At 63.5% G+C, this 10,653-nt stretch carries 11 protein-coding genes and 3 tRNA genes; 9 read left to right on the forward strand and 5 right to left on the reverse strand.

Annotation, left to right across the window (positions count from 1 at the left end):
* Positions 1 to 35: 35 nt before the first annotated feature.
* Together QZ471_RS13905 and cysK are read right to left on the reverse strand one after the other, a co-directional pair.
* The gene (locus QZ471_RS13905) at positions 36 to 1,319 is read right to left on the reverse strand and encodes an FAD-binding oxidoreductase (protein WP_295464645.1); all 1,284 of its coding nucleotides are present in this window, start codon (positions 1,317 to 1,319) and stop codon (positions 36 to 38) included.
* A gap of 94 nt (positions 1,320 to 1,413) precedes the next feature.
* A complete protein-coding gene (gene cysK / locus QZ471_RS13910; RefSeq protein ID WP_295464647.1) occupies positions 1,414 to 2,388 on the reverse strand; it encodes a cysteine synthase A in 975 nt (324 codons plus the stop codon).
* A gap of 110 nt (positions 2,389 to 2,498) precedes the next feature.
* Between cysK and QZ471_RS13915 the strand changes: the two genes are divergently transcribed.
* Together QZ471_RS13915 and QZ471_RS13920 are read left to right on the forward strand one after the other, a co-directional pair.
* Complete coding sequence (locus QZ471_RS13915; protein WP_295464649.1) at positions 2,499 to 3,332, forward strand: MoxR family ATPase; 834 nt, start codon at positions 2,499 to 2,501, stop codon at positions 3,330 to 3,332.
* 8 nt (positions 3,333 to 3,340) lie between these two features.
* Entirely contained in the window at positions 3,341 to 4,516 is a 1,176-nt protein-coding gene (locus QZ471_RS13920; protein ID WP_295464652.1) for a VWA domain-containing protein, read from the forward strand.
* A 41-nt stretch (positions 4,517 to 4,557) separates the two neighbouring features.
* Here QZ471_RS13920 and htpX read toward each other — a convergent pair whose 3' ends face one another.
* Together htpX and QZ471_RS13930 are read right to left on the reverse strand one after the other, a co-directional pair.
* A complete protein-coding gene (htpX, locus tag QZ471_RS13925) occupies positions 4,558 to 5,436 on the reverse strand; it encodes a protease HtpX (protein WP_145012731.1) in 879 nt (292 codons plus the stop codon).
* A gap of 197 nt (positions 5,437 to 5,633) precedes the next feature.
* Entirely contained in the window at positions 5,634 to 6,845 is a 1,212-nt protein-coding gene (locus tag QZ471_RS13930) for a pyridoxal phosphate-dependent aminotransferase (protein ID WP_140215581.1), read from the reverse strand.
* A 157-nt stretch (positions 6,846 to 7,002) separates the two neighbouring features.
* Between QZ471_RS13930 and msrB the strand changes: the two genes are divergently transcribed.
* From msrB to QZ471_RS13950, 4 genes are all read left to right on the forward strand, one after another.
* Positions 7,003 to 7,404, forward strand: a complete 402-nt coding sequence (gene msrB, locus QZ471_RS13935) for a peptide-methionine (R)-S-oxide reductase MsrB (RefSeq protein WP_295464657.1) — start codon at positions 7,003 to 7,005, stop codon at positions 7,402 to 7,404.
* A 29-nt stretch (positions 7,405 to 7,433) separates the two neighbouring features.
* Positions 7,434 to 7,886: a glutathione peroxidase gene (locus QZ471_RS13940; protein ID WP_295464724.1), complete on the forward strand. Its 453-nt coding sequence runs from the start codon at positions 7,434 to 7,436 to the stop codon at positions 7,884 to 7,886.
* 99 nt (positions 7,887 to 7,985) lie between these two features.
* The gene (locus QZ471_RS13945; RefSeq protein ID WP_295464660.1) at positions 7,986 to 8,873 is read left to right on the forward strand and encodes an ATP-binding protein; all 888 of its coding nucleotides are present in this window, start codon (positions 7,986 to 7,988) and stop codon (positions 8,871 to 8,873) included.
* The gene (locus QZ471_RS13950; RefSeq protein WP_295464662.1) at positions 8,870 to 9,358 is read left to right on the forward strand and encodes a GAF domain-containing protein; all 489 of its coding nucleotides are present in this window, start codon (positions 8,870 to 8,872) and stop codon (positions 9,356 to 9,358) included. The genes QZ471_RS13945 and QZ471_RS13950 overlap by 4 nt, the downstream gene beginning before the upstream one ends.
* A gap of 27 nt (positions 9,359 to 9,385) precedes the next feature.
* On the opposite strand, the gene QZ471_RS13955 is transcribed toward QZ471_RS13950, so the two are convergent.
* Positions 9,386 to 10,153: a hypothetical protein gene (locus QZ471_RS13955; protein ID WP_295464664.1), complete on the reverse strand. Its 768-nt coding sequence runs from the start codon at positions 10,151 to 10,153 to the stop codon at positions 9,386 to 9,388.
* A gap of 171 nt (positions 10,154 to 10,324) precedes the next feature.
* On the opposite strand from QZ471_RS13955, the gene QZ471_RS13960 reads away from it, so the two are divergent.
* From QZ471_RS13960 to QZ471_RS13970, 3 genes are all read left to right on the forward strand, one after another.
* Positions 10,325 to 10,400 (forward strand) — tRNA-Glu (locus tag QZ471_RS13960).
* 5 nt (positions 10,401 to 10,405) lie between these two features.
* Positions 10,406 to 10,481 (forward strand) — tRNA-Gly (locus QZ471_RS13965).
* 64 nt (positions 10,482 to 10,545) lie between these two features.
* Positions 10,546 to 10,621, forward strand: a tRNA-Glu gene (locus tag QZ471_RS13970).
* The last annotated feature ends 32 nt before the right edge of the window (positions 10,622 to 10,653 follow it).

Genomic DNA, 10,653 nt, shown 5'->3' on the forward strand with positions numbered 1-10,653 from the left:
AAGCCCGGGAAACCGGGCTTTTTTTTGGCTGGAGGTTAGATCGCCAGGCGATCCCTGAGGCTGTAGTACCAGGCGCCCAGGGCGGAGAAGGGTACCCGCAGCAGTTGGCCGCCTGGGAAGGGGTAGTGCGGCAGCTGGGCGAAGGCATCGAAGCGCTCCGCCTGGCCGGCGATAGCTTCCGCCAGGGCCTTGCCGGCGACATGAGTGAAGGTCACGCCGTGGCCGCTGCAACCCTGGGAGTAGTAGACGTTATTGCCCAACCGGCCCATCTGCGGCAGCCGCGACAGGGTAAGGAGGAAGTTGCCGGTCCAGGCGTACTCGGCGCGAATGCCCTTGAGTTGCGGAAAGGTCTGTTCCAGCTTGGGCATGATCAGCCGCTCGATGTTGGCCGGATCGCGCGCGCCGTAGACCACGCCGCCGCCATAGATCAGCCGGCGATCGGCGGAGAGGCGGAAGTAGTCGAGCAGGTAGTTGCAGTCCTCCACGCAGTAATCCTGGGGCAGTAGGCTGCGTGCCTGCTCCTCGGTCAGCGGCTCGGTGGCCAGCACCTGGGTACCGCAAGGCATGGACTTGGCGGCCAGTTCCGGGACGAGATTGCCCAGGTAGGCATTGCCCGCCACTACCACGAAACGCGCCGTCACGCGGCCTTGGGACGTGTGCACCACGGGTCGTTCAGCCTGGTCGATGCGCGTCGCGGGAGAATGCTCATGGATGATGCCGCCCAGGGACTCGAAGGCCGCCGCTTCGCCGAGGGCGAGATTGAGCGGATGAAGATGGCCACCGCCGAGATCCAGCATACCCCCTACATACCGTTCGGAAGCCACGCATTGCTGCAGGGCGTCACGATCGAGCAATTGCAGGCGGTCATAGCCATAGCGTTGCCACAGCCGCTGCTGAGCCTCCAGGTGCCCCATCTGCCGGTCGTTCAGGGCGGCGAAGATGCCGCCATCCTTGAGGTCGCAATCGATACCGTAGCGTTGCACGCGCTCACGGATGATGGCTCCTCCTTCGAAGGCCATGCGTCCGAGCAACTGGGCGGCGGAGGCGTCGACGCTCTTTTCCACGGTGTCCAGGTCACGGCTGTAGCTGTTGACGATCTGGCCGCCGTTGCGACCCGAGGCACCGAAGCCGATGCGCTGGGCTTCGAGCAGGACGACGTCATAGCCTTTCTCCCGCAGGTGCAGTGCGGTGGACAGGCCGGTATAGCCACCACCAATGACGCAGACATCGGTGCTGAGACTACCCTGAAGGGAAGGGCGGTCGGGCCCGAGATGGGCGCTGGCCGCATAGTAGGACGCCGGATAGCCAGTGTTCGACATCTTGTTCCCTCCGTTGAAAATTCTGGACAACCGAGGGGATGGTAGCCGTTGTGCCGATTGGCGGCTACCGCCCCAATCGGCACCTTGGCGGACGTTACTGAACCAGCTCCTGTTCCTCGAACAGGCCGTCGAACAGCATGGTAGATAGGTAGCGCTCGCCGGAATCCGGCAGGATGACCACGATGGTCTTGCCCTGCATCTCGGGGGCCTCGGCCAGCCGGACTGCAGCGGCCATGGCGGCACCGCAGGAGATGCCACAGAGGATGCCTTCCTCGCGCATCAGGCGCTGGGCCATCAGCTTGGCCTGGTCATCGCTGACCTGTTCGACACGATCCACCATGGCGAGATCGAGATTGCCCGGCACGAAGCCAGCGCCGATGCCTTGGATCTTGTGTGGGCTGGGCTTCACCTCTTCGCCGGCGAGGGTCTGGCTGATGACCGGTGAGGTCTCCGGTTCCACGGCCACCGAAAGAATCGGCTTGCCCTTGGTTTTCTTGATGAAGCGCGAGATGCCGGTGAGGGTGCCACCCGTGCCCACGCCGGCCACCAGGACATCGATGGCTCCGTCGGTATCGTTCCAGATCTCGGGCCCGGTGGTCTTCTCATGGATGGCCGGATTGGCCGGGTTGTCGAATTGCTGCGGCATGAAGTAACGGTCCGGTTCGCTCTCGGCGATCTCCCGGGCCTTCTCGATGGCGCCCTTCATGCCCTTGGCCGGCTCGGTGAGGACCAGCTCCGCGCCCAGGGCCTTGAGCACCTTGCGGCGTTCCAGGCTCATGGATGCGGGCATGGTTAGCACCAGGCGATAGCCGCGCGCGGCGGCGACATAGGCCAGGCCGATGCCGGTGTTGCCGGAGGTCGGCTCCACCAGGCTCATGCCAGGCTTGAGCAGGCCCTTGGCTTCGGCATCCCAGATCAGGTTCGCACCAATGCGGCACTTGACCGAATAGCCCGGGTTGCGCCCTTCGATCTTGGCGAGCAGGGTGACCCCCTTGGGGCCGAGGCGGTTGATGTAGACCAGTGGCGTGTTGCCGATTGACTGGGCGTTGTCAGCGAAGATGCGGCTCATGGCGAATCCTGTCGGGCGCAGAAAGCTCGCAGCCTAGGCCTTGCGCCGGAGGACGTCCAGCCTGGGCGCGGCATGCTATCGTCAGGCGAAAGAGGCGATGAGGATCGACGATGGCTTTTCAGGGTACCGACCGTTATGTGGCCACCACCGAGCTCAGTCTGGCGGTCAATGCGGCCGTCCAGCTCGGGCGTCCCTTGCTGGTGAAGGGTGAGCCGGGCACTGGCAAGACCCTGCTCGCCGAGCAGGTGGCGCTCAGCCTGGATGCGCGGCTGATCACCTGGCACGTCAAGTCCACCACCAAGGCGCAGCAGGGACTGTACGAATACGATGCGGTGAGTCGGTTGCGCGACTCCCAACTGGGTGACCCGCGGGTGCAGGATGTCGCCCACTACATCAAGCCGGGGAAGCTGTGGGACGCCTTCACCGCGGAGGACAGGGTGGTCCTGCTGATCGACGAGATCGACAAGGCCGACATCGAGTTTCCCAACGACCTGCTGCTCGAGCTGGATCGCATGGAATTCCATGTCTACGAGACCGGCGAGACCATTCGTGCCCAGCGACGGCCGATCATCATCATCACCTCGAACAACGAGAAGGAGCTGCCGGACGCCTTCCTGCGCCGCTGCTTCTTTCATTTCATCCGCTTTCCCGAGCGCGAGACCCTGGAGCGGATCGTCCAGGTCCATTACCCGAATCTGCAAGGACGCCTGGTGAAGGAGGCGCTGGACCTGTTCTACGACCTGCGTAACGTGCCTGGACTGAAGAAGAAGCCCTCCACCTCCGAGCTGGTGGACTGGCTGGCCTTGCTGCTGGGTGATGAAACCGCCCAGGCAGCTCTGCAGGGCGAGGGTAGCCTGCCCCCCCTGGCCGGCGCCCTGCTGAAGAACGAGCAGGACCTGCAACTGCTCGAACGCCAGGCTTTCATGCGCCGCCGCCGGAGCTGAGGATCGGCATGTTCCTCGACTTCTTCACCCGCCTGAGAGCGGCCGGCATTCCGGTCTCCATCGGCGAACTGCTGGACCTGCACGCTGCGCTGGATGCCGGTATCGCGGTGGTCGATCCCGAGGCTTTCTATCTGTTGGCGCGGACCCTGTTGGTCAAGGACGAGCGCTTCTTCGACCGTTTCGACCAGGTCTTCGCCGGCGAGATGGCCAGAGCTGAGCGCTCGTCGGAGACGAAGGCGATTCCCGCGGACTGGCTAAGACTGGAGCTTCAACGGCTGCTATCCGCAGAGGACCGCCAGCGGCTGCAGGCATTGGGCGGATTGGATGAGTTGCTCAATACCCTGCAGCAGCGCCTCGCGGAGCAGCGTGAGCGGCATGCCGGCGGCAACAAGTGGGTTGGCACCGGGGGGACCAGTCCCTTTGGCAGCGGGGGCTACAACCCCTTCGGCGTGCGCATCGGCGAGGCCGGTACTCGTCAGGGGCGGGCGGCCAAGGTGTGGGAGCAACGGGACTATCGCAACCTCGATGATCAGGCTCCGCTGGACCGACGCAATCTGCAACTGGCGTTGCGCCGCCTGCGGCGCTTCGCTCGGCAGGGCGCCGCGGCCGAATTCGACCTGGATGCCACGGTGGCGGCCACGGCGAAGGAGGGCGGTTTGCTGGACGTCCGCTATCGCCCGGAACGCCATAACGCGACCAAGGTGTTGCTACTGTTCGACGTAGGCGGCTCCATGGATCTGCACGTACGCCTCTGCAGCGAGCTCTTCAGTGCCTGCCGTCTCGAGTTTCGTCACCTGGAGTACTACTACTTCCACAACTGCGTTTACGAGCGGGTCTGGCGGGACAATGCCCGACGGCACGAAGAGGGCCTGCCGACCGCTGAGCTGCTACGTCGTTACGGGGCGGACTATCGCCTGGTGATCGTTGGCGATGCCAGCATGGGACCCTACGAGATCACCCATCCCGGCGGTAGCGTCGAGCACTGGAACGAAGAGCCCGGCGCGCTCTGGATTCAGCGGCTGTGCCAGCACTTTCCCCGGGCTGCCTGGCTCAATCCCTATCCGCGCGACGGCTGGGACTTCAGCACTTCCATCGGTCTATTGCGGGAGCTCATGGGGCAGCGGATGTTCCCCCTGACCGGCGAAGGATTGGCTGAGGCCATCAGGGCGCTGACCCGCCAATGAAAAACCCCGGCCGAGGCCGGGGCTTGGGTTTCACGTCACGCTCAGCGTTGGCCGTAGCGACGCAGGGCTTCGATACGGTCTTCCAGCGGCGGGTGGCTCATCAGCAGACCGGCCAGGCCATTCTTCAGCGAACCGTTGATGCCGAAGGCATTGAGGGTGTCGGGCATCTGCACCGGAATACCCTGTTCGGCGCGCAGGCGCTGCAGGGCGCCGATCATGGCGTTGGGGCCGGCCAGGCGGGCACCGGCTTCGTCGGCGCGGAATTCGCGTTTGCGCGAGAACCACATGACGATGATGCTCGCCAGGATGCCCAGCACCAGCTCGGCTACGATGGTGGTCACGAAGTAGGCGATACCATGACCCTCTTCGTTCTTGAAGATAGCCTTGTCGACGAAGTTGCCGAAGATCCGCGCGAAGAACATCACGAAGGTGTTCACCACGCCCTGGATCAGCGCCAAGGTCACCATGTCGCCATTGGCGACGTGACCGATTTCGTGGGCCAGTACCGCTCGTACTTCGTCAGGCGAGAAACGCTCCAGCAGGCCCTGGCTGACCGCGACGAGGGCGTCGTTACGGTTCCAGCCGGTGGCGAAGGCGTTGGCCTCGTAGGCCGGGAAGATGCCGACCTCCGGCGTCTTGATGCCGGCCTCGCGGGCCAGCTCTTCGACGGTCTGCAGCAACCATTGCTCGTGACGGGTACGGGGTTGGCTGATGACTTCGGTGCGGGTGCTCATCTTCGCCATCCACTTGGAGATGAACAGCGAGACCAGCGAGCCGGCGAAACCGAACACGGCACAGAACACCAGCAGACTGCCATAGTTCTGACCGGTGTAGCGATCCACGCCAAGCACCTTCAAGGTGATGCTGGCAACGATCAGCACCGCCAGGTTGGTAGCCAGAAACAACAGAATGCGCATCATGGTGGGGTACAGCTCCTCACAGGTTTATCTGCCGGCTATATAAGGTTCGGCCCGGATCCATTCAACGTCTCCACTATTGCAAACTGTGTCGCCCGGATAAGCGACCACCCACTCGGCAAAGCGAGGCCGAGGGCCAGTGCCGTCTGGCGCCGCGGCAGCGGCCAGACGGGTGAAAGACGCGGAAATGCTTTGGTGGCCTACTGGGAGTAGCCGCCGAGGAAGTTGCCGATCCGGCCGATGGCCTGTTCCAGGTCGTCGACGCGGGGCAGGGTGACCACGCGGAAGTGGTCGGTCCAGGGCCAGTTGAAGGCGGTGCCCTGGACGATCAGCAGTTTTTCCGACAGCAGCAGGTCGAGGGCGAACTTCTCGTCGTTGTGGATGGGGCAGACCTTGGGATCGATACGCGGGAAGGCGTAGAGCGCGCCCATCGGCTTCACGCAACTGACGCCGGGGATGTCGTTGAGCAGCTTCCAGGCGCGGTTGCGCTGTTCCAGCAGGCGGCCGTTGGGCAGCACCAGGTCGTTGATGCTCTGGTAGCCGCCCAGGGCGGTCTGGATCGCATGCTGGCTGGGCACGTTGGCGCACAGCCGCATGTTGGCGAGGATGTCCAGGCCCTCGATGTAGCTCTGGGCGCGATGCTTGGGCCCCGAGACGATCAACCAGCCGGAGCGGAAGCCGGCGACGCGATAGGACTTGGACAGGCCGTTGAAGGTCAGGCACAGCACGTCCGGCGCCAGGGAGGCGGTGGAGATGTGCACGGCTTCGTCGTAGAGGATCTTGTCGTAGATCTCGTCGGAGAACAGCACCAGGTTATGCCGCCGTGCCAGTTCGACGATGCCTTCCAGAACCTCCTTGGAATAGACGGCGCCGGTGGGGTTGTTGGGGTTGATCAGTACCAGCGCCTTGGTGTTGCTGGTGATCTTGGCTTCCATGTCGGCCAGGTCCGGGAACCAGTCGGCCTGTTCGTCGCACAGGTAGTGCACCGGCTTGCCACCGGCCAGGCTGACCGCGGCGGTCCACAGCGGATAGTCCGGCGCCGGGATCAGCACCTCGTCGTTGTTGTTGAGCAGCGCCTGCATGGCCATGACGATCAGCTCGGAGACGCCGTTGCCGAGGTAGATATCCTCGATGCCCACGCCCTCGATGCGCTTCTGCTGGCAATACTGCATGACCGCCTTGCGCGCGCTGAACAGGCCCTTGGAGTCACTGTAGCCCTGGGCGGTGGGCAGGTTGCGGATGACGTCCTGCAGAATCTCCTCGGGCGCCTCGAAACCGAAGGGCGCCGGATTGCCGATGTTGAGCTTCAGGATGCGGTGGCCTTCTTCCTCGAGGCGCTTGGCATGCTTGAGGACCGGGCCGCGGATGTCGTAGCAGACATTGGCGAGCTTGTTCGACTTGGAGACCTGCATGGTGGACTGAATCCTGAAAAAAAGGGCGAGAAAGACGGGATGGAGGCGGACGCCGACCGGCGCTTGGCAGCATCCGGGGGTGGATGCCAGACTGAGCGGGAATCATACGGCCGCATCGCCCGATACAAAAGATGCGCCGGCATCCAGAGAGGTCATCATGGAAAAAGTACAGCGTAGCCCGGAAGACTGGCGCGAGCGCCTGACCGGCGATCAGTTTCGTGTCTGTCGCCTGGCCGCGACCGAAGCGCCCTACACCGGCGCCTATTGCAACACCAAGACCCCTGGCGTCTATCGCTGCGCCTGCTGCGAACTGGCGCTGTTCGATTCCACCAGCAAATTCGATTCCGGCTGTGGTTGGCCCAGCTACTATGCGCCCATAGCTCCTGATGCCGTGCAGGAGAAGGAAGACTTCAGTCACGGCATGCACCGCATCGAGGTGTTGTGCGCTCGTTGCGATGCGCATCTGGGGCACGTCTTCCCCGACGGTCCGCCGCCGACCGGCCTGCGCTATTGCATCAACTCGGTCGCCCTCGACCTTGAGCCCAGGGAGTCCGCGTGACCTCGGAGATCCTGCAGATTCCCTTTCGCATGGCCGATGGCCAGTCCGCCCGGCTGGCCGACTGGCCGGCCCGGGCCTACCTGGTGGTCAATACCGCCAGCCGTTGTGGCTTCACCGAACAGTACGCCGGGCTCGAAGAGCTGCAGCAGCGCTACCTGGAACAGGGCCTGCGGGTCATCGTCTTTCCCTGCAATCAGTTCGGAGCCCAGGAACCGGATGCGGACGCCCAGATCCAGACGTTCTGCGTCACCCGTTTCGGCGTCAGCTTTCCGGTGATGGCCAAGCTCGAGGTCAATGGCGAGGCCGCCCACCCGCTGTTCACCGCGCTGAAACGTGCGGCTCCCGGGCTGCTAGGGCGTCCCATTCGCTGGAACTTCACCAAGTTCCTGATCGACCCCGAGCGTGGGCGGATAAGGCGCTTCGCGCCCATCACCAAGCCCGAGCGGCTGGAGCGGCATGTCCAGCGGCTGCTGGCGCAGTAGGTCGTGAAGGGCGAGATGCCTGATAAAAGTCATACAATATTGTTCGGATAGGCGGACTGATCGCCTGTGCCGTCAACCTAGTCGTCAAGGATCTTTCTCGTGAGTTCTTCCCTAGAAGCCTTTCTCCTCCAGGCACAACAGGTGCTCGAACGCCTCGAGCCACTGCTGCCGCATCGCCGTGAGCCGCTGGATTGGCAGCACTGCTATGCGGCGCGCTGGCGCCATGAGGGGCATGGTGGTTACCTGCAGCCGCTCGAGGTCAATCTCGAATTGCGCCTGACCGATCTGCTCGGCATCGATCGGCAGCGCGACCAGCTGTCCCGCAACACCCGCCAGTTCGTTGCCGGCTTGCCGGCGAATCACAGTTTGCTCTGGGGTGCGCGCGGGACTGGCAAGTCGTCGCTGATCCGGGCATTGCTGGCGGAATATGCCGGCCAGGGTCTGCGCCTGATCGAGATCGAGCGCGACGACCTGGCCGATCTACCGCGAGTCGTGGAGCAGATCGCCGGGCAACCGCAGCGCTTCGTGCTGTTCTGTGATGATCTTTCCTTCGATGCCGGCAGTGACGATTACCGGGTGCTCAAGAGCGTACTCGACGGTTCCCTGGAGCAGGCGCCGGACAACGTGCTGCTCTATGCCACCTCCAACCGCCGGCACCTGGTGGCCGAGCGGCAGAGCGACAATGCCAACTGGGAACATGTCGACGGCGAGCTGCACCCGAGCGAAGCGGCCGAGGACAAGATCGCGCTGTCGGATCGCTTCGGCCTGTGGCTATCCTTTTATCCGTTCACCCAGGATCACTACCTCGCCGTGGTCCGCCATTGGTGCACGACCCTGGCCGGCAAGTCCGGGCTTGCCCTGCAGTGGTCGGAGGATGCCGACCGCGAAGCGATCCGCTGGGCGTCCGGACGCGGCAACCGTAATGGTCGCTGCGCCTATCAATTCGCCCGGCAGTGGGTCGGGCTCAAGCTATTGGAGCAAGCATGACGGTAGAACTCTCGGGCGTCGGCGCCGGGCTGGAAGGCTATGCCATGCTGGCGGCGCAAGCCGAGGCACTGCTGGCCGACGAGCGCAACCTGGTGGCCAATGCCGCCCAGCTGTCGGCCTTCATCTTCCAGGAGGTGCCCGATCTCAACTGGGCCGGCTTCTATCTTGTCGACGGCCAGGACCAACTGCTGCTGGGGCCTTTCCAGGGCAAGGTCGCCTGTATGCGCATTCCCTTCAGCAAGGGCGTCTGTGGCGCTGCGGCGCGGGAGCGGCAGACCCAGCGCGTCGAGGACGTACATGCTTTTCCAGGACATATCGCCTGCGACGCCGCCTCACGCAGTGAGCTGGTGGTGCCGCTGGTCAAGGATGATCGGCTGATTGGCGTGCTGGATCTGGACAGCCCCAACCCGGCGCGTTTCAGCGCCACAGATCAGGCGGGGATCGAGCGGCTGGTGGCGGTCTTCCTGGCCGCTACCGACTGCTGAACGGGAGACAGTAGGGCAGGGAAGCCCTCATTCGTAATCGTTCTTCTTGCGCCAGCTGTCATCCTTGAGCGTATCCACGCTGTCCGACAGCTCGTTGGCGCTGCTGCTGGCCTGTTCGGCCAGCTCGCTCTGCTGGCGTTTCACCTGGGCGATCTGTTCTTCTAGATAGGCCAGCATCTCGGTGTAGCGTTCGGGTTGCTGTTGTTTGCGAATCTGCATGATGGCGCGCTCGTACGCCTGTCGCGCCTGGATGAAGTGCTCGTTCTTGATCTGCTGGTCGGCCTGGTAGCGGAAGAACTCCACGTAGCTCACCGTCAGCAGATAGCGCATTTCGCCCACCCAGCGCTGGGCTTCCTGGCCGTCGAGGATGCCGATCTGGCTGGCGTGGGCCACCAGGGCGTGCAGCATTTCGATATAGCCGCGTACTTCCTTTACCCGGGCTTCGGTGTGTACCGGTCGCGCGACGTTGGTCACTTCGATGTCATCGCCCTTGGCGATGGCCTCGTCCAGTTCCGTCTTGCGCGAGGTTAGGCTGGCCGACAGCGGCTGCAGGGCAGCGAGCCGGGCGATCATGCCGAGTTCGATATGGTTGAACAGTTGCTTGAGGGGCGGGGTCATCAGCTGGCCGGGCAGGCTGGCGGACAGCTGGGCGCAACGCTTGATGCGGTCGGTGAGGTCGGCGACCAGGCGCTGCTTCTCCAGGCGACCGGCTTCCAGCTTCTGGTTGACGAAGGCGATCATGATGATCAACAGCACCCCGAGCCCTACTACCGCTGCAATCATCGTTGAGGACATGCCCTTCTCCATGGTGCTTGCCCGCCTTTTGTCGCGCGAGCGAAGTCGTTGATTTGAAAAGTATTTAATCAGCTATTGACGCCCAGGGTAAGGCTCCCTAGAATGCGCGCACTCCCAACGGCGGCAAGCGTCAGCCGAGTGGTAGGCCAGAATCCCAAGGGATTCTACCTGGTCCCCTTCGTCTAGTGGCCTAGGACACCGCCCTTTCACGGCGGTAACAGGGGTTCGAGTCCCCTAGGGGACGCCAAAATTGCGGGAATAGCTCAGTTGGTAGAGCACGACCTTGCCAAGGTCGGGGTCGCGAGTTCGAGTCTCGTTTCCCGCTCCAAATATAGTCCAGCTGCCTCTTGGCAGGTGGACGCAAGGTGAAAGGCCTTGCAGAAAGAGGTTTCGTCCCCTTCGTCTAGTGGCCTAGGACACCGCCCTTTCACGGCGGTAACAGGGGTTCGAGTCCCCTAGGGGACGCCATATTGCGGGAATAGCTCAGTTGGTAGAGCACG

Source organism: uncultured Pseudomonas sp. (assembly GCF_913774235.1).
Lineage (GTDB): Bacteria > Pseudomonadota > Gammaproteobacteria > Pseudomonadales > Pseudomonadaceae > Chryseomonas.

Bases quoted from the DNA above. Each gene is read 5' to 3' on its own strand.
- QZ471_RS13950 (WP_295464662.1), top strand. From the start codon at position 8,870: ATGACGGTAGAACTCTCGGGCGTCGGCGCCGGGCTGGAAGGCTATGCC.
- QZ471_RS13955 (WP_295464664.1), bottom strand. From the start codon at position 10,153: ATGTCCTCAACGATGATTGCAGCGGTAGTAGGGCTCGGGGTGCTGTTG.
- QZ471_RS13905 (WP_295464645.1), bottom strand. From the start codon at position 1,319: ATGTCGAACACTGGCTATCCGGCGTCCTACTATGCGGCCAGCGCCCAT.
- QZ471_RS13920 (WP_295464652.1), top strand. From the start codon at position 3,341: ATGTTCCTCGACTTCTTCACCCGCCTGAGAGCGGCCGGCATTCCGGTC.
- QZ471_RS13940 (WP_295464724.1), top strand. From the start codon at position 7,434: ATGGCCGATGGCCAGTCCGCCCGGCTGGCCGACTGGCCGGCCCGGGCC.
- htpX (WP_145012731.1), bottom strand. From the start codon at position 5,436: ATGATGCGCATTCTGTTGTTTCTGGCTACCAACCTGGCGGTGCTGATC.
- QZ471_RS13930 (WP_140215581.1), bottom strand. From the start codon at position 6,845: ATGCAGGTCTCCAAGTCGAACAAGCTCGCCAATGTCTGCTACGACATC.
- QZ471_RS13915 (WP_295464649.1), top strand. From the start codon at position 2,499: ATGGCTTTTCAGGGTACCGACCGTTATGTGGCCACCACCGAGCTCAGT.
- msrB (WP_295464657.1), top strand. From the start codon at position 7,003: ATGGAAAAAGTACAGCGTAGCCCGGAAGACTGGCGCGAGCGCCTGACC.
- cysK (WP_295464647.1), bottom strand. From the start codon at position 2,388: ATGAGCCGCATCTTCGCTGACAACGCCCAGTCAATCGGCAACACGCCA.